This window comes from Streptomyces sp. NPDC023541 (assembly GCF_055559995.1).
The window spans coordinates 294,836-319,069 of sequence record NZ_JBVHJO010000006.1; the positions used below are offsets into that span (position 1 = coordinate 294,836).

A 24,234-nucleotide genomic window follows, 5' to 3' on the forward strand; every position below is an offset into this window, starting at 1 on the left:
AGGCCGTGAGCCCGTCCGCCGACCTGCCCGCCACCGCGACCGCCGACCCGGGTGCCGTCCCGCCCGCCGGTGTGCTCCGTACCGCCCCGGTCACGGGCCTCCAGCGCGGCCTGTGGTTCCTCGACCGGTGGAACCCGCGGGCCGCCACCTACACCACCCCCTGGACGTACGACGTCACCGGACCGCTCGACCTCGTCCTGCTCCAGCGGGCCCTGGACGGCGTGACCGCCCGGCACGAATCGCTGCGCACCACCTTCGCCCTGCACCCCGAGGGCCCGCGCCAGTACGTCCACGCCTACCTCGCCGTACCGCTCGCCGTCACAGACCTCCGCGCACTGCCCGAGGACGAACGGGCCGACCGTGCGGAGCAGCTGGTCGCCGCGCGCGCGGCCGAGCCGTTCGAGCTGGCCACCGGACCCCTCCTGCGCGCCGAGGCGTTCCGGCTCGCCGACGACCGCACCACGCTCCTGTTCGTGGTCCACCACATCGTCTGGGACGGCTGGTCGGCGGAACTCTTCGACCACGAACTCGCCGAGCTCTACCGTGCGTCCGCCGAGCGCCGGGCCCCCGTCCTGCCTACGCTCACCACCCAGTACGCCGACTGGGCCGAGGAGGAACAGCACACCTCCTACGAGGAGCACCTCGCCCACTGGAAGCAGGCCCTCGACGGCGCACCCACCCTGCTGGAGCTGCCCGGCGACCGGCCCAGGCCCGCCGAGCGCAGCCACCGCGGCGCCACCGAGCCGTTCGACCTCACCCCCGGCACCGCCGCCCGGGTCCGGGAACTCGCCGAACGGGAGGGCGTCACCCCGTACACCGTCCAACTGGCCGCCTTCGCCCTGCTGACGGGCCGCTGGACCGGCAGCGGCGACCTCCTCGTCGGCACCCCCGTCACCACCCGCAACCGCCCCGAACTCGCCGACCTGCTCGGCTACTTCGTCAACCTGCTGCCCCTGCGCGTCCGGCTCGCCCCCGACGCCACCTTCCGCGGGCTGCTCGCCGACCTCCAGGACGGCGCCTTCGACGCCTTCGGCTACCTCGACGTCCCCTTCGACCAACTGGTCGACCTGCTCGGAGCCACCCGCACCCCGCAACACCCGCCGCTGGTCCAGGTGGTGTTCGGCGCCCACACCGAGGACACCACGCCGCTCGCGCTCGGCACCGGGGTCACCGCCCTGCGCACCGTCCGCTCCAACGGCACCAGCAAGTTCGACCTGACCTGGTCCGTCTTCGAGGACACCGCCGGCGGCGTCCTGCGCGGCGAAGCCGAGTACAGCACCGACCTCTTCGACGCCGACACCGTACGCCGCCTCGCCGCCGACTACGCCGACCTGCTGGACGCCGCCCTCGCCGACCCGGACGCCACCGTGCTCCGGCTCACCACGGCCGGGCCGCCGCACCGCCCCGCACGGCTCGCCCCGGGCCACTGCCTGCACCACCTCTTCGAGCGCGCCGCCGACGCGTACGGGCACCGGCCCGCCGTGAGCGATCCGGACGGCACCCTCGACTACGCCGAACTCGACCGCCGCGCCAACCGGCTGGCCCACACCCTCATCACCCGCGGCGTCCGCCCCGGCGACCGGGTCGGGCTGCTGCTGGAACGCACCACCGCCGTGCCCGTCGCGATCCTGGCCGTGCTCAAGACCGGCGCCGCCTACGTACCGGTCGACCTGGCCGCCCCGGCCGACCGGGCGGCCCTGGTCTTCGGCGACACCGCCGTCACCCTGGTCCTCACCGACCGGCCCGACCGCGCACCCGACGGCCCCTGGCAGACCCTCGACCTCGACGCCGACGCAGGCGAGATCGCCGCCCACCCGGCCGTCCGGCCCCCTGCCGCCGGCCGCCCCGGCGACATCGCCTACCTCATCTTCACCTCCGGCTCCACCGGTCGCCCCAAGGGCGTCGCCGTCGCCCACGAACACGTCAGCCGCCTCCTCGACTCCGGCCGGGAACACTTCGGCTTCGGCCCGGACACGGTCTGGACGCTCTTCCACAGCTATGCCTTCGACTGGACGGTCTGGGAGCTGTGGGGCGCCCTGCTGCACGGCGCCCGCCTCGTCGTCGTACCCCACCTCACCAGCCGCTCGCCCGACGAGTTCGCCGGCCTGCTCGACGAGGAACGGGTCACCCACCTCTGCCTCACCCCCTCGGCGCTGCGCCAGCTCGAACCGGCACTGCGCCGCCACCCCCGCGCCCTGCCCGCGCTGCGCTGGATCATGCTCGGCGGGGAGGCGCTCGACCCCGGCGTGGTCCGGCGCTGGCACGACCTCGACCCGCTGCCGTCCGCCCGGCTCTGCAACCTCTACGGCATCACCGAGACCACCGTGCACGTCACGACGCACGACGTCGCCGAAGGCGGCGCGGGCTTCGAACGCAGCCTCGTCGGCGAACCGATGCCGCACCTCACCGCTCTCGTCCTCGACGACTGGCTGCGCCCCAGCCCGCCCGGTGTCCCCGGCGAGCTGTACATCGGCGGCGGCAGCCTCGCGCACGGCTACTGGAGCCGCCCCGGCCTCACCGCCGGCCGCTTCGTCGCCGACCCGTACGGGCCGCCCGGCGCCCGGCTCTACCGGACCGGCGACGTCGCCAGGCGGCTGCCCGACGGCGGCCTGGAGTACGTCGGCCGGGCGGACCTCCAGGTGAAGCTGCGCGGCTTCCGGATCGAGCTCGGCGAGATCGAGAACGCCGTCGCCGCACACCCCGAGGTGGACGCCTGCGCGGTCACGGTGCACGACGACCGGCTCGCCGCGTACGTCACCGGGAGCTGCCGGGCGCAACCGGCGGACCTGCGGGCCTTCCTCGGCCGCTCGCTGCCCGAGTACATGATCCCGGCGAGCGTCACCGTGCTGGACGCGCTGCCGCTCACCGTCAACGGCAAGGTCGACCGGGCAGCGCTGCCCGACCCCGACCGGGCCGCGCCCGGCACGGCCGGCCGGCACGTCGAGCCGCGCACACCGGAGGAGGAGCTGTTCGCCGGAGTCTGGACGGAGGTGCTCGGTGTCGGCGGGATCGGCGTCCACGACGACTTCTTCCACCTCGGCGGGGACTCCATCCGCGCCGTCCAGCTCGCCGGGGCCCTGCACGACAGGGGCTGGCAGGTCACCCTGCGGGACGTCTTCAACGCACCGACCGTCGCCGAACTCCTGCCGCTGGCCCGGCCGGTGGCCGCCGACCCCGCCGCGGACCGGCCGTTCGCGCTGATCGCCGAGGAGGACCGGGCCGAGCTGCCGCCGGGGATCGCCGACGCCTACCCGATGGTTTCGATGCAGCTCTCCATGGTCTTCCACATGGAGGTCGCCGGCGGCACCGACAGCTACCACAACGTCAACTCCTACCGGATCACCGGCGACCTCGACGAGAGCGCGCTGCGGCGCTCGGTCGAGGAGGCCATGGCCCGGCACGCCGTCCTGCGCACGGGCCTGGACCTGTCCGGATACGGCGAACCGCTCCAGCTGGTGCACGGCACACTGCCCGCACCCGTCGAGTTCGCGGACCTGCGCGGAGCCGGCCCGGCCGAGCAGGACGACACGGTCCGCGCGGTCTTCGAACACCACCGGGACCGGCCCTTCGACCTCGCCGAACCGCCGCTGTTCCGGATCACCGTCCAGCGGCTGGCCGACGACGCCTTCCAGCTCACCATCTCCGAGCACCACGCCATCCTCGACGGCTGGAGCTTCACCTCGCTGCTCACCGAGATCCTCGAACGGCACACCGCACTCACCGCCGACCCGGCCTCCGCGCCCGTCCCGCCGCCGCGCACCGCCTTCCGGGACTTCGTCGCCGTGGAACGCGAGGCAGCCGCCGACCGGGACTCCCTCGCGTACTGGCGGAGCCGGCTCGACGGCGCCACCGGCCAGCTGTGGCCGGGCAGCGAGGACGTCCACGAACTGCCGCGCACGGTGGAGCGGGTGTTGTCGGACGCTCCCGGGCAGCTGCGCACGGTCGCCGACGCGCTCGGCGTGCCGGTCAAGTCGGTCGCGCTCGCCGCCCACCTGTACGCGCTGGCCCGGATCACCGGGCGCCGCCGGGTCACCACCGGGCTGGCGATGAACGGCCGGCTGGAACGGCTGGGCGGTACGGAGGTGTACGGGCTGTTCCTCAACACCGTGCCGCTGGTCGCGGAGCCGGACGGGGACGACCTGGCCGCGCTGGTACGGCACGTGCACCGGGAGGAGCTGGACATGATGCCGCACCGCCGGGTGCCCTTCGCCCGGCTGGCCCGGATGATGGCCGACACCGCGCTGGACAGCCAGTTCGGCTACCTGCGGTTCCATGCGCTGGGGCGGCTGAGCGCCGCCCGGATCGAGGACGGCCGGATCGGCTGCGAGCCGACGCTGCGGCACGAGCCGAACAGCTTCGCCTTCGGCGCCTCGCTGATCCAGGACCCGGTGTCGCAGCGGGTGCTGCTGGCGGTGGACCACCGGCGGACGCTGGTGGACGACGCCACGGCGGACCGGTTCATCGACCACTACGCGGAAGCCCTGGCCCGCCTCGCGGCCTCCGCCACCTGACCGCCGCGCCCCCGCCCGAACCGCTCCACCGACCGGCCGCGGGCGCCCGTACCGGGGCCCTGCGCACCCGCCGCCGACCGCCCCGGGGCCAACGCCCCGGGCCCGCAGGGCCGACCGCCAGGGGCACTGCTCCTACGCCGCCGGGCCCGCAGGGCCGGTCCGGCTAACCGGCCGGTGCGGAACCCGCGGGGCACCGGGCCATCGCGCCTGCGGGCGGCGGCGTCCGACCCCTGAGGGGACCGGGTTGCGGAACCAGTCCGGGAGGCACGTGCCGGGGCCTCCGGCCGGCACTGCGGGGACGGACTCGGGCGGGCCCGGGGACGTGGAGCCGGTACCGCGGGCCGTCCCGCCGGCGGCGGGTGGCGCCGGGCCCTGGGCCGGCGGCGCAGGGGCGGTACCGCCCCGTCAATGCGGCGCAGGGGAGGTACCGCCCCGTCAATGCGGGGACGCCGGGTCCGTCCGGGCGGTCCGGGTGGGGCCCGACCGGGGGGTCGCCCCTCGGGTGGAACCTGGCGGTTCCGTGTGGGGTGCTCCTTCCGGCGTCCGCGGGCACCGCGCCTGCGGTGGTTGGTGCCGATCCCGGCCGGGGCGGGTCCGGGCAACCGGTCCCGCCCCCGGGGGACGGATCCGCAGGCCGCGCCGCCCGCTCCGGCCGGGGTCGGTCGGTACCACCCCGCACTGCGCAATGCCGGGTACGTCCGACCGGGTCGGGCCCGTGGCAGCGGGCCACCGCTGCGGCGGTGGCCACCCGCCGCCGTCCGGCCGGGCCCGCCCGTGCGGAGTACGTACCGGCAGGCCGCCCGCCTGCGGATACGAGCGCGGAGTTCGTGCCCCCATACAGCTTGATTCGTCCAGTTCATACCAAACCGAGACGCTAGGAGTGCCTCGCATGACCACCTTTGCCGAGCCGCCCACCACCTCCGCCTCCCCCTCCACCACCGCCGACCTGCTGGCCCGGCTGCGCGGCGTCGTCGACGCCCATCCCGGGCGGGTCGCCGTGCACGCCGTGGACGGGCGCCTCGACTTCGCCGAGCTGGACCGGCGGTCCGCCGGGCTGGCGCGCGCTTTGCGGGGGGCAGGAGTACGGCGGGGGGACCGGGTCGGGGTTCACCTCGCCCGGACCTCCGACCTGCCGGTCGCGCTGCTCGCCGCCTGGCGGGCCGGCGCCGCGTACGTTCCCCTCGACCCGGCCTACCCCGCCGAGCGGATCGCCTTCATGGCCTCCGACGCCCGCCTCGCCGCCGTCGTCAGCTCCGACGCCGAGCCTCCCGTACCGGCCGGCGTACCGGTGCTCCGGCCCGGCGCCCACGCCGACGGGGACCGGTCGCCCGAGTTCGCCCCGCACCCGCTCGACTCCGCCTACGTCATCTACACCTCCGGCTCCACCGGCCGCCCCAAGGGGGTGGAGGTCCCGCACGGCGCCGTCGCCGACCTCGCCGCCGCCCTGGAAACCAGCGGCGCCTACCGCCCGGAGCCCGGCGTCGTCGCCTGGAACGCCAGCGTCTCCTTCGACGCCTCCGTCCAGCAGTGGATCCGGATCTGCCGGGGCGACACGCTGGTGGTGATCGACGACACGCAGCGGGCCGAACCGGCCCGCCTCGTGCGGCGGCTCGCCGAACACGGCGTCACCGACCTCGACCTGACCCCCTCGCACTGGCAGCTGCTCCGCGAGCCGCTGGCCGGCGCCCGCGTGCCACGCCTGTTCATGGGCGGCGAGCCGGTCCCCACCCGGACCTGGCGCGAACTGGCCGATGCCGGGATCGACGCCCTCAACCTCTACGGGCCCACCGAGTGCACCGTCGACGCCGTCACCACCCCGATCACCGGCCCCGGCCCGCACCTGGGCGAACCGCTGCCCGGCGTACGCGCCTACCTGCTGGACGCCCGCCTCGCCCCCGTCACGGCGTCCGGCGCGGTCGGCGAGCTGTACCTGGCCGGGTCCGGCCTCGCGCACGGCTACCCGGGCCACCCCGGCCTGACCGCGGGCCGGTTCCTCGCCGACCCGTTCGCGCCGGAGCCGGGCGCCCGCATGTACCGCACCGGCGACCAGGTGCGCCGCTCCGCCGACGGCCTGCTGGAGTACGTCGGCCGGGTGGACCGCCAGATCAAACTGCGCGGCTTCCGGATCGAGCTCGGCGAGGTCGAGCACGCGCTGGGCGCCCTCGCCGGTGTCACCGCTGCCGCGGTCACCCTGCACGAGGCCGCGCCCGGGGACCACCGGCTGGCCAGCTACGTCACCGGAGCGGCCGTCCGCCCCGCCGACCTGCTGTCCGAGCTGCGCCGTACCCTGCCCGCCCACCTGGTGCCGTCCACCGTGACCGTCCTGGACGCCCTGCCGCTCACCCCGAACGGCAAGGTCGACCACGCCTCGCTGCCCGCCCCGGCGGCGGCGCCGGCCGCGGCCGAACCGATGACCGTGCGGGGCGGGGTCGACGAGCAGGTCGCCGAGGTGTGGCGCACCGTGCTCGGCGTGCCGGACGTCGAGCAGAGCGACGACTTCCTCTCCCTCGGCGGCCACTCGCTCGCCGCCCTGCGCGTCGTCCACCTGCTGCGCCGCAAGCTCAACGTCGAGCTCCAGCTCCGCGACCTGCTGGACGCGGCCGACCTGGCCGGCTTCACCGCCGCGGTCCGGCGCGCCGCCGCGGCCGGCCCGGCCGCCGCCCGCCCCGCCCTCACCGCCCGCCGCGAGGCCGTCCGATGACCACCGCCACCACTCCCGCCGCGCGGACCGCGCGCCCCCGGGTCGAAGGGGACTGGCTGTTCGTCCCCGCACCCCAAACCCACCGCCCGGTAAGGCTGTTCTGCTTCCCGCACGCCGGCGGTGACGCCACCGCCTACACGCCGCTCGCCCGGGCCCTGGCCCCCGTGGCCGAGGTCTGGGCGCTGCGCCCGCCGGCCCGGGGCGGCCGCAGTCGGCACCCCATGCCGCCCGACTTCGACAGCCTGGCGGCCGCTGTCACGGAGGCGATGGCCCCGCACCTGACCGGCGGCGACGGCGGCCGGTTCGCCTTCTACGGGCAGAGCTTCGGCGCGCTGCTCGCCTACGAGGTCGCCCGCGCGCTGCCCGCCGACCGCCGCCCCGAGCTGGTGGTGGCCGTGGGCGCGCCGAGCCCCGCCGAGTGGAGCGAGCGCGAGACACGGGACCTGGACGCGACCGAACTCCTCACGCTCACCGGGCTGGAGGAGTCGGTCCGGGCCCACCCGGACCTGGTCGAGCTCGCCCTCGGCGCCATTCGCGCCGACCTCGCCGTCAGCGCCACCTACCGCCACCGGCCGCACGCGCCGATCGGCTCCGCGATCCACGCACTGGCCGGCGCCGACGACCCGATGCTCGCCACCACCGGTCTCACCGGCTGGGCCGCCCACACCCGCGGCGCCTTCGACCACCGCGTCGTCCCCGGCGGACACCTGCTCGCCACCGTCGACCGGCCCGGACCGGCCGACCTCCTGACGTCCCTCCTGACCTCCCGCCCGACTTCTCACCCGAGCTGTCACCCGAGCTCTCGCCCCACCTCTGGCCCGACCTCTCTCCCGGCGGACCGCCCGGTGCCCGCCGCGCCCCGCCCCGCCTCCAGGGAGCAGTGATGCTGACCACCGCCACCGCCACCGCCGGTACCGCCACCGTCACCACCGGCACCGTGGACCTCACCGACCCCGACCTGTGGGCCCGGTCCGACACCCCCGCCCTGATCGCCGAGCTGCGCCGCGAGGCGCCCGTACACCGCACCGAGACCGTCGACGACGGTCCGGTCTGGTCGGTGCTGACCTACCGGGAATCGGCGGACGTACTGCGCAACGCAGCCGTGTTCAGCTCGGAGTCCGGCTCGCTGCTCGGCGCGGGGGAGGGCAACGTGCCGGTCGGCTCGGGCCGGATGATGGCCCTCACCGACCCGCCGCGCCACCGCGAACTGCGCGCCCCCGCCAACCCGTTCTTCTCCAAGGGCGGGGTGCGCGGCGCCGCCCGCTCGATCGCCGAACGGGCTGGCGAGCTCTTCGACCGGGCCGTCGAGCAGGGCGACGTGGACCTCGTCGACGTGGTCTCGGCCCTCCCGCTCGCGGTCATGTGCGATCTGCTGGACGTGCCCGAGAAGGACCGCGACATGGTGGTCAGGGTCTGCGACGTGGCCTTCCTCGGCCGCACCCCGGAGGAACGCCGCGCCGGACACCAGAGGTTGATCCCCTACCTGATGCACCAGGTGATGCTGCGCCGCGCCGACCCGCGCGACGACCTGATCTCCACGATGGCCACCTACAAGGTCGGCGGCCGGCTGCTGCCGATCGAGGACGTCGTGCTCAACCTGGACAACATCGTGGTGGGCGGCGTCCAGACGGTCCGCCACACGGCCGCCATGGGCCTGCACACGCTGGTCCAGCGCCCCGACCTGTGGCGCAAGCTCCAACAGGGCGAGGTGTCCATGGACTCCGCCGTGGACGAACTCCTGCGCTGGACCTCCGTGGGGCTGCACACGCTGCGCACCGCCACCCGGGACATCGAGCTCGGCGGACGGCAGATCCGCCGCGGCGACCGGGTCGCGGTGTGGGTGTGGTCCGCCGACCGGGACCCGGAGGCCTTCGAGCGGCCGGAGGAGATCCTGCTCGACCGCTCGCCCAACAAGCACCTCGCGCTGGGCCTCGGCGCCCACTACTGCATCGGTGCCCCGCTGGCCAAGGCCGAGCTGGGCGCCCTCTATTCGGCCGCGCTGGAGAAGGCCGCCGCCATCGAGCCGACCGGGCCCGTCACCTACAACCGCTCGGTCATCAACTTCGGCCTCGACCACTTCCCGGTCCGCCTGACCCCCCGCTGAGCCGGGATCCGACAGTGCCGCAACTGCCGCTCACCTGCCGGAGCTTGTGCCGCTCGGGCCGGTACGGCGCCCATACCTTCGAATCGCACCCCAGAGCACCTCTCACGCTACGGAGACCACCATGAGCAACCCGTTCGAGGACGACAACTCCGGCTACCTGGTCCTGGTCAACGACGAGAACCAGCATTCGCTCTGGCCGGTCTGGATCGACGTGCCGGCCGGCTGGACCACCGTCCACGGCGAGGCCCCCCGCCAGGAGTGCCTCGACTGGATCGAGACCAACTGGACCGACATCCGCCCCGCGAGCCTGCTCGCCACCCTCGACCAGCGGTGAGTGCCGCCATGCCGAACTGGGAGCTGAACCCCGGCCGCCCCGCCCTCACCCGCGTGCCGGCCACCACCGACCTCGCCGAGGCGTGCGCCTGGCTGCGCGAGAACGAGACCGCGCTGACCGCCGCCCTGCACGAGCACGGCACGATCTTCCTGCGCGGACTGCCGGTGGCCCAGGCCGCCGACGTCGCCGCCGTCCGCGACGTGCTCATCCCCGAGCCCACCCCGTACCGGGAGAAGGCCACCCCGCGCAGCGACTTCGGCGACGGCGTTTTCTCGTCCACCGACCTGCCGCCCGCGCAGTCGATCCGGATGCACAACGAGAACAGCTACACCCTGACCTTCCCCGGCCGGCTGCTGTTCGCCTGCCTGACAGCCCCCGCGACGGGCGGCGCCACCCCCACCGCCGACGTCCGCAAGGTCCTCGCCGCTCTCCCCGCCCACCTGGCCGAGCGGGGCCGGTCCTCCGGCTGGACCCTCACCCGCAACTACTCGGACTACATCTCGCTCGGCTGGCGCACCGCCTTCGGCACCGAGGACCGCGCCGACGTCGAGCGGTACTGCCGGGAGAACGGCATCGCCTGGGAGTGGCAGCCGGACGGCAACCTGCGGACCAGCCAGGTGCGTTCGGCCACGATCCACCACCCGCAGACCGGCCAGGAGGTCTGGTTCAACCACCTGGCCTTCTGGAACGAGTGGTCCCTCGACCCGGACATCCGCGAGGCCATGGTCGAGGAGTTCGGACCGGAAGGCCTGCCGTTCAACACCGGTTTCGGCGACGGCGAACCGCTGTCCCGGGAGGACGCGGACGCCCTCAACGCCGCCTACGACGCCGCCACCGTCCGCGAGGCCTGGCAGGTCGGCGACGTGATGCTGGTCGACAACGTGCTCTGTGCACACGGCCGCGACCCCTTCGGCGGCGACCGGAAGATCGCCGTCGCGATGGGCCGCCCCGTCGACCTCTCCGACTGCCGTCCCACGGTGCGCCCGACGACCGCAGTCCCCGCCTGACCATCCGCGCCGTGACGTGAGCAGAGGAAGCACCGTGATCCCGGTTTCGTACGCACAACAGCGTCTCTGGCTGATCGACCAGATCGAAGGGCCGACCGCGCTCTACAACCTGCCGTTCGCGGTCCGCCTGCGCGGCACGCTCGACACCGACGCCCTGCGCGCCGCGACGGCGGACGTGGTCGCCCGGCACGAGGCCCTGCGCACGGTGTTCCCGGCGGCCGGGGGAGTCCCGGTGCAGCGGATCCTGCCGTCCGCGGAGGCGGAGATCGCCTTCGAGACGGTGGACTGCGCCCCCGGCGAGTACCCCGCCCTGCGGGACCGGGCCGCCGCCCGCACCTTCGACCTGAGTGCCGAACTGCCCATCCGGGTCACGGTCTTCTCGCTCACCCCCGCCGAGCTCACCCCCGCCGAGCTCACGCCTGCCGAGCTCACCCCCGCCCAGCTCAGGCCCGGTCGGCCCGCCACCGGCCGGTCCGCCACCGCGTCCCCCGCCGAGCACGTGCTGCTCGTCGTGCTGCACCACATCGCCGGCGACGGCTGGTCGCTCGGCCCGCTCCTGCGCGACCTCGCCACCGCCTACGCCGCCCGCCGCGCCGACCGCACCCCCGACTGGGAGCCGCTGCCGGTTCAGTACGCCGACTACACGCTCTGGCAGCGCGAACTGCTCGGTGACGACAGCGACCCCGGCAGCGTGCTGAGCCGGCAACTCGACTACTGGCGCGAGGCCCTGGCCGGCCTGCCCGAGGAGCTGGAGCTGCCCACGGACCGTCCCCGGCCGCCCGCCCCGACCGGGGCCGCCGACGCCGTCCCGTTCGGCTACGGCCCCGAACTGCACGCCGCTCTGACGGGCCTGGCCCGCCGGCACCGCGCCACCCTGTTCTCCGTCCTCCAGGCCGGTCTCGCCGCACTGTTCACCCGGCTCGGCGCGGGCACCGACATCCCCCTCGGCACCGGCGTCGCCGGCCGTTCCGACGAGGCGCTGAGCGACCTGGTCGGCTTCTTCGTCAACACCCTCGTCCTGCGCACCGACACCTCCGGGGACCCGTCCTTCACCGAACTCCTCGGCCGGGCCCGGGAAACCCAGCTCGACGCCTTCGCCCACCAGGACGTGCCCTTCGAGCGGCTGGTCGAGGAGGTCAACCCGGCCCGCTCCCTCGGCCGCCACCCCCTCTTCCAGACCCTCCTCGTGCTCCAGAACCACGAGGAGGGCGAACTCGGCCTGCCCGGACTGCAGGCGCAGCCCGAGGAACTCGGCCTGCGTGTCGCCAAGTTCGACCTCAACATCGGCATCACCGAGCGCCACAGTCCCGACGGCGCCCCCGCCGGACTCACCGGATCCGTCGAATACGCCGCCGACCTCTACGACCGCGCCACCGTCACCACCTTGTTCGAGCGCCTGGGCCGGCTGCTGGCCGCCGCGGCCGCCGACCCCGACGCGCCGATCGGCGCCCTCGACATCCTCACCCCCGAGGAGCGCGGCCGCCTGCGCGACGAGTGGAACGCCACCGCCGCGCCCGTCCCCACCGGCTCGCTGCCCGAACTGTTCCAGGCCCAGGCCGCCCGCACCCCGGACGCGGTCGCGCTCGCCCACGACGGCGCCGACGTCTCCTACGCCGAGCTCGACGCCCGCGCCAACCGGCTGGCACACCACCTCGCCGCCTGCGGCGTCGGCCCCGAGTCCCCGGTCGCCCTGCTGATGGAACGCTCGGTCGACCTGGTCGTCGCCACCCTGGCCGTCCTCAAGGCCGGCGGCGCCTACGTACCCCTGCACGCGAGCCTGCCCCCGGAGCGGATGGCCGCACTCCTCGCCGACACCGGCGCCCCAGTCCTGCTCACCGACCGCACCGACCCGGGCTTCGCACACGACGCCGTCGTGGTGCGCCCCGGCGACGAGGAGGACGCCCCGGAGCACGCCCCCGGCATCCCCGTCCACCCCGACCGGCTCGCCTACGTGATGTTCACCTCGGGCTCCACCGGCACCCCCAAGGGCGTCGCCGTCCGCCACCGCGACATCGTCGGCCTCGCCGCCGACCGCCGCTGGCAGGACGGCCGGCACCGGCGGGTCCTGCTGCACTCCCCGCACGCCTTCGACGCCGCCACCTACGAACTGTGGACACCGCTGCTGGCCGGCGGCACGGTGGTCGTCGCCCCGCCCGGCAACCTGGACGCCGCCGCCCTGCACGCCGTCGCGACCCGGCACGAGGTCACCGCCGTCTTCCTCACCAAGGCCCTCTTCGACCTGGTCGCCGAGCAGGCCCCGGAGACCTTCCGCACCCTGCGCACCGTCTGCACCGGCGGCGAGGCCGCCTCCGGCACCCTCATGCGGCGTGTCCTCGACCACTGCCCCGACCTGCTGCTCGCCCACGTCTACGGGCCGACCGAAGCCACCACCTTCGCCACGCACCACCCCCTCGCCCCCGCCGACCTGAGCGGCCCCCGGCCGCCGATCGGCGCCCCGCTCGACAACATGCGCGCCCACGTCCTCGACACCCGGCTGCAGCCCGTACCGCCCGGCGTCCCCGGCGAGCTGTACGTCGCCGGCGCCGGCCTGGCCCGCGGCTACTGGCGCCGGCCCGCTCTGACCGCCGAGCGCTTCGTCGCCGACCCGTACGCGCCGGGCGAGCGCATGTACCGCACCGGAGACCTGGTGCGCCGCCGGGCCGACGGCGCCATCGAGTTCCTCGGCAGGATCGACGGCCAGGTCAAGCTGCGCGGCTTCCGCATCGAGCCGGGCGAGATCGAGGCCGTGCTCTCCCGCCACCCCGCCGTCCGCCAGGTCATCGTGGTCCCCCGGGAGGACCGCCCCGGCGACACCCGGCTCGTCGGCTACTGCTCGGTGCGCGGCCCCGCCCTCGACGGGAACCCCGGACTCGACGCCGAACTCAGGCAGTTCGCCGCCGCCACCCTCCCCGCCTACATGGTCCCGTCGGCCGTCGTCGTCCTGCCCGCCCTGCCGCTCAACGCCAACGGCAAGGTCGACCGGCGCGCTCTGCCCGCCCCCGCACTGGCCGCCGACACCACCGGCCGACCCCCGCGCGACGAACGCGAACGCGCCCTGTGCACCCTCTTCGGCGAGATCCTCGGCATCGACGACATCACCATCGACGACGACTTCTTCGAACTCGGCGGCCACTCCCTGCTGGCGACCCGCCTGGTCGGCCGGGCGCGCACCGAACTGGGCGCCGAACTGGCCATCGGCGACCTCTTCCAGGCCCCGACCGTCGCCGCCCTCGCCGACCGGCTCGCCACCGACCCGGCCCGCCCCGCGCTGCGGCCCGAACCCCGGCCCGAGCACCTGCCCGTCTCCTTCGCCCAGCGCCGGCTGTGGTTCCTCGGCCAGGCCGAAGGCCCCGCCGCCACCTACAACGTCACCCTCGCGCTCCGCCTCACCGGCCCGCTCGACGCGGCAGCACTCGAAGGCGCCCTCGGCGACGTCGTCGCCCGCCACGAGAGCCTCCGTACGGTCTTCGGCGCCCAGGACGGCGTCCCCCACCAGCGGATCCTGCCCGCGCCCCCGGCCCCGCTGCTCACCGTCACCGACCGCCCGGTCCAGGAGCTGACCGGCCACACCTTCGACCTCGCCCGCGACGTCCCGCTGCACGCCTACCTGCGCCCCGAGGCCCCCGACGAGCACGTCCTGCTCCTCGTGATGCACCACATCGCCAGCGACGGATGGTCCCTGCGGCCGCTCTTCCAGGACCTCGCCGACGCCTACACCGCCCGGCTCGGCGGCGAGGCACCGATGTGGGAGCCGCTGCCCGTCCAGTACGCCGACTACACGCTCTGGCAGTACCGGCTGCTCGGCGCCGACACCGACCCGCAGTCCCGGCTCTCCCGCCAGCTCGACCACTGGAGGCAGGCGCTCGCCGGCCTGCCGGACGAACTGCCGCTGCCGCTGGACCGCCCCCGCCCGGCCGCCCCGAGCCACCGCGGCGACGTCGTGCCGCTGGAGCTGGACGCGGACCTGCACGCACGGCTCGCCGAGCTGGCCGCCGGGCACGGGGCCACCCTGTTCATGGTGCTCCAGGCCGCCTACGCCACCTTGCTGCACCGCTTCGGCGCCGGCGAGGACCTGCCGATCGGCACCCCGCTGGCCGGCCGCCTCGACCCGGCCCTCGACGAACTGGTCGGCTTCTTCGCCAACACCCTCGTCCTGCGCACCGACCTCACCGGCCGGCCCACCTTCGCCGAACTGCTGACCCGCGTACGGGAAGCCGACCTGGCCGCCTACGCCCACCAGGACGTGCCCTTCGAGCGGCTCGTCGAGGAGCTCAACCCGGTCCGCACCCTCGCCCGGCACCCGCTCTTCCAGGTGATGATCGCCTTCGACAACACCGCCGGCGGCGGCCCCCAGTTCCCCGGCACCCGCACCGCCTACGAGCCGCTCGGGCTGCCCACCACTGCCTTCGACCTCACCCTCAACCTCTCCGAGCGCCACCACCCGGACGGCGCCCCCGCCGGCATCGAGGGCGGCCTGGAGTTCGCCACCGACCTGTTCGACCGGGCCACCGCGCAGCGCCTCGCCGACGCGCTGCTGCGCCTGCTGGCCCAGGCCGCCGCAGACCCCGACCGGCCGGTCGCCGAACTCGACGTACTGGGCGAGGCGGGCCGGACAGCGCTGGCCGCATGGCACGACACCGCCCGGCCGGGTGCGGCGGACGTCCTCCTCCCGGAGGCCTTCGCCGCCCAGGCCGCCGCGACCCCCGACGCCACCGCGCTCGTCTTCGGGGAGACCCGGCTGACGTACGCCGAGCTGGACGCCCGTGCCGACCGCCTCGCCCACGGCCTGACCGCCTCCGGGGCGGGCGCCGAGGACGTGGTCGCGCTCGCCCTGCCCCGCTCCGCCGAGTCCCTGGTCGCCGTCCTCGCCGTACTCAAGGCCGGTGCGGCCTTCCTCCCGCTGGACGCCGACCACCCGCGCGAGCGGATCGCCCACATGCTGGCCGACGCCCGCCCCGCGGCCGTCCTCACCACCACCGGATGGCCGCTGCCCGAGGTCCTCGACGGGCTCGCCGGTGCCACCGTCCTGGACGTCGACGAACAGGGGCGGGCCGAGCGGCCCGCCGGTGCCCCGCCCGTCCGCGTCACCGCCGCCAACGCCGCCTACGTCATCTACACCTCGGGCTCCACGGGCCGCCCCAAGGGCGTCGTGGTCCGCCACGGCGGCCTCGCCAACCTGTTCGCCTTCCACCGCGACGAGACCGTCGCCGCCGCCCGACAGGCCCACCCGGGGCGCAGGTTCAGGTTCGCCCAGGCCGCCTCGCTCTCCTTCGACACCGCCATGGAGGCGCTGCTGTGGATGGTGGCCGGCCACGAACTCCACCTCCTCGACGACGACGTGCGCCGCGACGCCGCCGCGATCGTCCGCCACGCCGAACACACCGGCGCCGACGTCCTCGACGTCACCCCGGGCCAGGCCGAGCGGCTGGTCGAGGAGGGTCTGTTCGACCGCTGCCCGCCGGCCCTCCTGATGGTCGGCGGCGAGGCCCTCGGCCAGACCCTCTCGGCCGCCCTCACCGCCGCCGCGGACACCGTCGTGCTCAACATGTACGGCCCCACCGAGTGCACCGTCGACGCGCTGTACCACCGGCTCTCCGGCGACCCGCGCCCGCTCATCGGCCGCCCGCTGCCCAACATCCGCGCGCACGTCCTGGACACCGGCCTGCGGCCCGTCCCGCCCGGCGTCCCCGGCGAGCTGTACCTCAGCGGCGCGGGCCTCGCCCGCGGCTACCTGGGCCGGCCCGCGCTGACCGCCGAGCGGTTCGTCGCCGACCCGTTCGCGCCGGGGGAGCGGATGTACCGCACCGGCGACCTCGCCCGGCGCCGCCCCGACGGCCGCGTCGAGTACCTGGGCCGCACCGACCACCAGGTCAAGGTCCGCGGCTTCCGCATCGAACCCGGCGAGATAGAAACCGTCCTGGCCGCCCACCCCGACGTCCTCCAGGCCGCGGTCCTGCCCCACCAGGACGGCACGGACGGCCCTGCCGGCACCCGACTGGTCGCCTACCTCGTGGCGCGCACCCCGCTCGATGCGGCCGCGCTGCGCGCCCACGCGGCCGCCGCGCTGCCCGACTACATGGTCCCGGCGGCCTTCACCACGCTCGACGCACTGCCGCTCAACGTCAACGGCAAGCTCGACCGGTCCGCGCTGCCCGCGCCCGACTTCGCTGCGGCCACCGGCGGCCGGGCCGCCCGTACGGCGCGCGAGGAGATCCTCTGCGGCCTGTTCGGCGAGATCCTCGGCCTCACGGGACCGGTCTCGGTCGACGACGACTTCTTCGCCCTCGGTGGGCACTCCCTGCTCGCCACCCGGCTGCTCAGCCGGGTCCGCGCGGTGCTCGGCGCCGAACTCGGCATCCGGGACGTCTTCGAGACGCCGACGGTGGCGGGCCTGGCCCAGAGGCTGGACGGTGCCGCGGCCCGCCTCGCGCTGACCGTCCGTGAACGCCCCGAACACCTGCCGCTCTCCTCCGCCCAGCAGCGGCTCTGGCTGATCGACCGGATGGAGGGCCCCAGCGCGCTCTACAACATGCCTCTCGCCCTGCGCCTCACCGGTCCTCTCGACGCGGCCGCCCTGGAACTCGCCCTCGGCGACCTCGTCGCCCGCCACGAGATCCTGCGCACGCTGATCGCCGAGCACGACGGCGAGCCGCACCAGCTGGTCCTCCCCGCGGCCGGCGCGGACCTTCCCGTCGAACTGCGCGACTGCGCACCGGAGTCGGTGGACGCGGAAGTGGACCAGGCAGCCCGCCGCCCCTTCGACCTGGCCGCCGAACCGCCCGTACGCGTCACCCTCCTGCGGGTCGGCGCCGAGGAGCACGTCCTCGTCGTCGCCCTCCACCACATCGTCGGCGACGGCTGGTCGATGGGCCCGCTGCTGCGAGACCTGGCGGACGCGTACGCCGCCCGCCTGGACGGCGCGGCGCCCGACTGGCGGCCGCTGCCGGTCCAGTACGCCGACTACGCGCTCTGGCAGCGCGGGCTGCTCGGCGACGAGGCCGACCCCGACAGCCTGGTCTCGCGCCAGCTCGCCTACTGGCGCGACACCCTCGCCGATCTCCCGGAGGAGCTCACCCTCCCCGTCGACCGGCCGCGCGGAGTCCGCGCCGACCACCGGGGCGACCGGGTCGCCCTGCCCATCGACGCCGAACTGCACCGCGCGCTCGCCGGCCTGGCCCGCGAGCACCGCGTCACGATGTTCATGACCTTCCAGGCCGCGCTGGCGGCGCTGCTCACCCGGCTCGGAGCCGGTACCGACGTGCCGATCGGCTCGGTGGTCGCGGGCCGCTCGGACGAGGCCCTGGACGACCTGGTCGGCTTCTTCGTCAACACCCTCGTCCTGCGCACCGACACCTCCGGAGACCCGACCTTCGCCGAACTCCTCGGCCGCGTCCGGGAGACCGGACTGGGCGCCTACGCCCACCAGGACGTGCCCTTCGAGCGGCTGGTCGAGGAACTCAACCCGGCCCGCTCCCTGGCCCGCCACCCGCTCTTCCAGGTGGCGTTGGTGCTGCAGTCCGGCACCGGTGGCGAGCCGGAGCTGTCCGCGCTGCGCGCCGAGGCGCTGCCGGCGGACACCGGAGTCGCCAAGTTCGACCTCAACGTGACGCTGGAGGAGTTCTTCGGACCGGACGGCGAGCCCGCCGGACTGGACTGCGCGATCGACTACGCCACCGACCTGTTCGACCGGGAGACCGTCGAGGCCGTCGCCGCCCGCTTCGGCCGGCTGCTGACGGAGATGACGGCCCGGCCCGAGCGGCGGATCGGCCGCGCCGACCTGCTCGCCGACGGCGAGCGCGCCGCACTCCTCGGCGGCCACCGGCCGCTGCCCGCCGAACTGCCCCTGGTTCCGGACGCCTTCGCCGCACAGGTGGCGGCCACACCCGAGCTGACGGCCCTGGTCTTCGGGGAGACCCGGCTGACGTACGCCGAGCTGGACGCCCGCGCGAACCGCCTCGCCCACGGCCTGGCCGCCGCCGGCATCGGCCCCGAGGACGTGGTCGCGCTGGCCCTGCCCCGCTCGGCCGATACGGTCGTCGCCCAGCTCGCCGTACTCAAGGCCGGTGCTGCCTTCCTCCCGCTGGACGCCGAGTACCCGCTGGAGCGCACCGCCCACATGCTGGCCGACGCCCGCCCCGCGGCCGTCCTCACCGACCCGGGATGGCCGCTGCCCGAGGCGCTGGACGGGCTCGCCGGAGCGACCGTCCTGGACGCCGGCGAACAGCACTGGGCCGACCGGCCCGCCGCGGCGCCGCCCGTCCGCGCCACCGCGGCAGACGCCGCCTACGTCATCTACACCTCCGGCTCCACCGGCCGCCCCAAGGGTGTGGTGGTGAGCCACCGGTCCATCGCCGGCCTGCTGGCCGCCCACCGGGCCGAGACCTTCGCCGGGCCCGAGCGGGCCCACGGCCGGATGCGCGCCGCACTGACCGCCTCGCTCTGCTTCGACGCCTCCTGGAACGGCCTCCTGTGGATGGTCGCCGGCCACGAGCTGCACCTGATCGGCGACGACCTGCGCCGCGACCCCGCCGCCCTGGTCCGGCACCTGCGCACCGCCGGAGTCGACGCCGTCCAGTTCACCCCCACCTACGCCGAACAGCTCATCGCCGAAGGCCTCCTGGACGCCCCCGCCCCGCGCGTGGTGCTGCTCGGCGGCGAACCGATCGGGCAGTCCCTGTGGACCCGCCTGCGCGAGGCTCCGGCGACCACCGGCCACAACCTCTACGGGCCCACCGAGTGCACCGTCGACACCCTCCTCCAGGCGTACGCCGACTCGGAGCGCCCCACCATGGGCCACCCCGTCCTCGGTACCCGCGCCCACGTCCTCGACGCCTACCTGAACCCCGTCCCCGCCGGCGTCCCCGGCGAGCTGTACCTGTCCGGGGACGCCCTGGCCCGCGGCTACCTGGGCCGGCCCGCCCTCACCGCGGAACGCTTCGTCGCCGACCCGTTCACGCCGGGGGAGCGGATGTACCGCACCGGCGACCTGGTCCGCCGCAGCCGCGAGGGCCGGATCGACTACCTGGGCCGCACCGACCACCAGGTCAAGATCCGCGGCTTCCGCATCGAACCCGGCGAGATCGAACAGGCGCTGACCCTGCACCCGGCCGTCCGCCAGGCGGTGGTCACCCCGCACGAGAGCGCCGACGGCGACCGCCGCCTGGCCGCCCACTGCGCGGTCGCCGCCCCCAGCCCCGAACTCTCCCTCGAACTGCGGCGGTTCGTGGCACAGTCGCTGCCCGCCCACATGGTCCCCGCCGCCGTCGTCACCCTCGACGCGCTGCCGCTGACCGGCAGCGGCAAGGTCGACCGCCGCGCCCTCCCCGCCCCCGACTTCCAGCTCTTCGCCGGCGGCCGCGCCGCCCGCACGGCACGCGAGGAACTCCTGTGCGGCCTGTTCGGCGAAGTCCTCGGCGCGACCGGACAGGTCTCGATCGACGACGACTTCTTCGCCCTCGGCGGGCACTCCCTCCTCGCCATGCAGCTCGTCAGCCGGGTCCGCACCGTGTTCGCCGCCGAGATCGGCGTCCGGGACGTCTTCGAGGCGCCGACGGTGGCCGGCCTCGCCCAGCGGCTCGACGGCGCCGGCGCGCGGCTCGCCCTGACGGCCGGCGAGCGACCGGAAGGCCTGCCGCTCTCCTTCGCCCAGCAGCGGCTGTGGCTGATCGACGGGATGGAGGGCCCCAGCGCCCTCTACAACTTGCCGCTCGCCCTGCGCCTCAACGGCCCGCTCGACCCGGCCGCGCTCGAACTCGCCCTCGGCGACCTCGTCGCCCGCCACGAGATCCTGCGCACGCTGATCGCCGAGCAGGACGGCGAGCCCTCACAGCGGATCGTCCCGCCCGCCGAGGCCCGGATCCCCTTCGACCGCCGCCCCGCCCGGCCCGCCGACCCGGCGGCCGCCCTGGCCGAGTGCGCGGCCGTCCCCTTCGACCTCGCCCGCGAACTCCCCCTCCGGGCCCACCTGCTCCCGCTCGCCACCGACGAACACCTCCTCGTGCTCGTCCTGCACCACATAGCGGGCGACGGCTGGTCGATGGAGCCGCTGCTTCGCGACCTCTCCGCCGCCTACGCCGCCCGCCTGGACGGCGCGGCGCCCGACTGGCAGCCGCTGCCGGTCCAGTACGCCGACTACGCGCTCTGGCAGCGCGAGCTGCTCGGCGACGAGGCCGACCCCGACAGCCTGGCGTCCCGCCAACTCGCCCACTGGCGCGAAGCCCTGGCGGGAATCCCCGAGGAGCTGTCCCTCCCCGTGGACCGCGCCCGGCGGGCGGACAGCAGCCACCGGGGCGACCGCGTCGTCGTTGCGTTCGGCGGCGAACTGCACCGCGCCCTGGCCGGGCTGGCCCGCGAGCACCGCGTCACCATGTTCATGACCCTGCAGGCCGCGCTGGCGGCGCTGCTCACCCGGCTCGGGGCCGGCACCGACGTGCCGATCGGCTCGGTGGTCGCCGGTCGCTCGGACGAGGCCCTCGACGATCTCGTCGGCTTCTTCGTCAACACCCTCGTCCTGCGCACCGACACCTCCGGCGACCCGACCTTCACGGAGCTGCTCCACCGGGTCCGGGAGACCCAGCTCGACGCCCACGCCCACCAGGACGTGCCCTTCGAGCGGCTGGTCGAGGAACTCAACCCGGCCCGCTCCCTGGCCCGCCACCCGCTCTTCCAGGTCATGCTGCTGCTCCAGGGCGCGGGCCGGGCCGGCGGCCCCGGCGAGGCCCCGCTCGACCTGGCAGGCCTGCCGGCCGCCGTCGAACCGGTCGGCGGGTGCGTGGCCAAATTCGACCTCTCCGTCGCCATGGGCGAGTCCTTCGACGCCGACGGCGCGCCCGCCGGGCTGGAGTGCGCGATCGACTTCGCCACCGACCTCTTCGACCGGGAGACCGTCGAGGCCGTCGCCGCCCGCTTCGGCCGGCTGCTGACGGCGGTCGCCGCCCGCCCCGACCGGCCCATCGGCCGCGCCGACCTGCTCGGCGCCGGTGAACGCGCCGAACTCCTCGGCGAAGGTGAGGCTTTGCCGCCGGCCGTGCCGCTGCTGTCCACCGCCTTCGAGGCCCGGGCGGCCCGCACCCCCGACGCGATCGCGCTGGTCGCCGGGGACACCCGGCTCAGCTTCGCCGAGCTCAACGCACGCGCCAACGACCTCGCCCACCGCCTGACGGCCGCGGGCGCCGGCCCGGAGACACTGGTCGCCCTGGCCCTGCCGCGCTCCGCGGAGACCGTGATCGCCCTGCTCGCCGTGCTCAAGGCGGGCGCCGCCTCGCTCCCGCTGGACGCGGGACACCCCGCCGACCGTACCGCCGCCATGCTGGCCGATGCCGCGCCCGCCCTGGCCGTGACCGGCGACGGCTGGCCCCTGCCCGAACTCCTCACCGGCCTGCCCGTCCTGGCCGCGGCCCCGGCGGCCGGGAACGACCGCCCCGCCGCCGACAACCCGCCGCCCCGGGCGTCCGCCCCCGACGCCGCCTACGTGATCTACACCTCCGGCTCCACCGGCCGCCCCAAGGGCGTCGTGGTCAGCCACGGCTCGATCGCCGCGCTGCTCGCCTCGCACCGATCCGCGACCGGCCCGATCGGCGCCACCGAAGGCGAGCACGGCCGCAGCCGCGTCGCGCTCACCGCCTCGCTCTGCTTCGACGCCTCGTGGGACGGCCTGCTCTGGCTGATCGCCGGCCACGAACTGCACCTCATCGGCGACGAGGTCCGCCGCGACGCCGCCGCCCTGGTCCGCCACCTGCGGACGGAGTCCGTCGACGTCATCGAGGTCACCCCCTCCTACGCCGAACAGCTCCTCGACGAAGGCCTGCTGGACGCGCCCGCCCCCCGTGTGGTGCTGCTCGGCGGCGAGGCCGTCGGCCAGAGCCTGTGGACCCGCCTGCGCGAGGCCCCCGCGACCACCGCCCACAACCTCTACGGCCCCACGGAGTCCACCGTCGACGCGCTCACCCAGCCCTTCACGGCCACCGGGCGCCCGGGCCTCGGCCGCAGCGTCCTCGGCACCCGCACCCACGTGCTCGACGAGCACCTGGGCCCCGTACCGCCCGGCGTCCCCGGCGAGCTGTACCTGGCCGGCGCCGGCCTCGCCCGCGGCTACCTCGGCCGCCCCTCGCTCACCGCCGAGCGGTTCGTCGCCGACCCGTACGCCGCCGGGGAGCGGATGTACCGCACCGGCGACCTCGTCCGCCGCACCCGAGACGGACGACTCGAATACCTCGGCCGCACCGACCACCAGGTCAAGATCCGCGGCTTCCGCATCGAACCCGGCGAGATCGAGCACGTGCTCACGCGCCACCCCCGGGTCCTCACCGCGACCGTGACGGTCCACGACGACGGCACCACCGGCCCCCGGCTCGTCGCCCACGTCGTTGCGGACGGCCCGCTCGACCAGGCCGAACTGCGCGCCTTCGCCGCCGAGTCGCTGCCCGCCCACATGCTTCCGGCCGCCTACGTCCCGCTCGACGCGCTTCCGCTGACCGCGAGCGGCAAGGTCGACCGGCGCGCCCTCCCCGCCCCCGACTTCACCGTCCCGCCCACCGGGCGGGCACCCAGGACACCGCACGAGGAGCTGCTCAGCGGCCTCTTCGCCGAAGTGCTGGGCCTGCCGGGCCCCGTCTCCGTCGACGACGGCTTCTTCGACCTCGGCGGCCACTCCCTCCTCGCGATGAAGCTGCTCGGCCGGATCCGTACCGCACTGGGCGCCGACCTCGGCATGCGGGCGCTCTTCGAGGCCCCCACCGCGGCCGCCCTCGCACGGCGACTGGACCGCCACCTCGACCCGGCGGGCACGGCCCCCGCCCCCAGCGCCGACGCCCCCAGCGCCCCCAGCGCCCTTGACGTACTCCTCCCGCTGCGCGCGGGCGGCACCAAGGCCCCGCTGTTCTGCGTCCACCCCGCCGCGGGCATCAGCTGGGTCTACTCGGGGCTGCTGCGCCACCTCGATCCCGACCGCCCCGTCCACGGCCTCCAGGCACGCGGGCTGCGCGGGGGCTCCCCGTCCTCCGTCACCGAGATCGCCGAGGACTACGTACGCCAGATCCGCGCCGTCCAGCCCGAGGGCCCGTACCACCTGCTCGGCTGGTCCTTCGGCGCGGTCGTCGCCCACGCCATGGCCGTCGGCCTCCAGGCGACGGGCGGTCAGGTCGCCCTGCTCGCCCTCCTGGACGGCCTCCCGGCCGACCCCGCCCGGTACCGCGCCGACGCCACCCCGCCCTCCGACGACCCGGTCGACACCCTCGCGGCGCTGCTCGCCTCGCTCGGCCACGACCCGGTCGGCGGACGCGGGCAGGCCGACCTCACCGCACTCCTCGGCGAGGCCGCCGGCGTCCTGCCCGACGTCTTCGAGCAGAACGCCAAGCTGATGGCCGAGCACGTCCCCGATCGCTACCGGGGCGACGCCGTCTTCTTCGGCGCCACCCTCGACAAGCCCGCCGACTGGCCCTACGGGGAGGCCTGGCGACCTTACGTCGACGGCCGCGTCGAGCAGCACCGCATCACCTGCACGCACGGCGCCATGACGCAGCAGGAGCCCGTCGCACGGATCGCCGCCGTGCTCGCCGACAAGCTTGGAGAGTGACCCG

7 protein-coding genes are annotated in these 24,234 nt (G+C 75.3%); all 7 read left to right on the plus strand.

The features are described 5' to 3' along the window. The first annotated feature begins 5 nt into the window (after positions 1-5). Positions 6-4,511: an amino acid adenylation domain-containing protein gene (locus ACZ3X1_RS17695; RefSeq protein ID WP_467280190.1), complete on the plus strand. Its 4,506-nt coding sequence runs from the start codon at positions 6-8 to the stop codon at positions 4,509-4,511. Between the two features lie 889 nt (positions 4,512-5,400). Beyond that, positions 5,401-7,212, plus strand: coding sequence for a non-ribosomal peptide synthetase (locus tag ACZ3X1_RS17700; protein ID WP_467280191.1), 1,812 nt, complete (start codon positions 5,401-5,403; stop codon positions 7,210-7,212). Continuing rightward, positions 7,209-8,096 (plus strand): thioesterase II family protein, encoded by an 888-nt coding sequence (locus tag ACZ3X1_RS17705; RefSeq protein ID WP_467280192.1) that lies wholly within the window; start codon positions 7,209-7,211, stop codon positions 8,094-8,096. Before ACZ3X1_RS17700 ends, ACZ3X1_RS17705 begins: the two co-directional genes overlap by 4 nt. Beyond that, on the plus strand, positions 8,096-9,316 hold the full coding sequence (locus ACZ3X1_RS17710; protein WP_467280193.1) for a cytochrome P450: 1,221 nt from the start codon (positions 8,096-8,098) through the stop codon (positions 9,314-9,316). The genes ACZ3X1_RS17705 and ACZ3X1_RS17710 overlap by 1 nt, the downstream gene beginning before the upstream one ends. A gap of 121 nt (positions 9,317-9,437) precedes the next feature. Further along, positions 9,438-9,650 (plus strand): MbtH family protein, encoded by a 213-nt coding sequence (locus tag ACZ3X1_RS17715; RefSeq protein WP_030652389.1) that lies wholly within the window; start codon positions 9,438-9,440, stop codon positions 9,648-9,650. A gap of 8 nt (positions 9,651-9,658) precedes the next feature. Continuing rightward, on the plus strand, positions 9,659-10,657 hold the full coding sequence (locus ACZ3X1_RS17720; RefSeq protein WP_467280194.1) for a TauD/TfdA family dioxygenase: 999 nt from the start codon (positions 9,659-9,661) through the stop codon (positions 10,655-10,657). 34 nt (positions 10,658-10,691) lie between these two features. Next, positions 10,692-24,230, plus strand: coding sequence for a non-ribosomal peptide synthetase (locus ACZ3X1_RS17725; RefSeq protein ID WP_467280195.1), 13,539 nt, complete (start codon positions 10,692-10,694; stop codon positions 24,228-24,230). The last annotated feature ends 4 nt before the right edge of the window (positions 24,231-24,234 follow it).

What these genes read in the sequence shown, in the direction of transcription:
- ACZ3X1_RS17700 (WP_467280191.1), top strand. Translation starts at nt 5,401, where the DNA reads ATGACCACCTTTGCCGAGCCGCCCACCACCTCCGCCTCCCCCTCCACC.
- ACZ3X1_RS17705 (WP_467280192.1), top strand. Translation starts at nt 7,209, where the DNA reads ATGACCACCGCCACCACTCCCGCCGCGCGGACCGCGCGCCCCCGGGTC.
- ACZ3X1_RS17710 (WP_467280193.1), top strand. Translation starts at nt 8,096, where the DNA reads ATGCTGACCACCGCCACCGCCACCGCCGGTACCGCCACCGTCACCACC.
- ACZ3X1_RS17715 (WP_030652389.1), top strand. Translation starts at nt 9,438, where the DNA reads ATGAGCAACCCGTTCGAGGACGACAACTCCGGCTACCTGGTCCTGGTC.
- ACZ3X1_RS17720 (WP_467280194.1), top strand. Translation starts at nt 9,659, where the DNA reads ATGCCGAACTGGGAGCTGAACCCCGGCCGCCCCGCCCTCACCCGCGTG.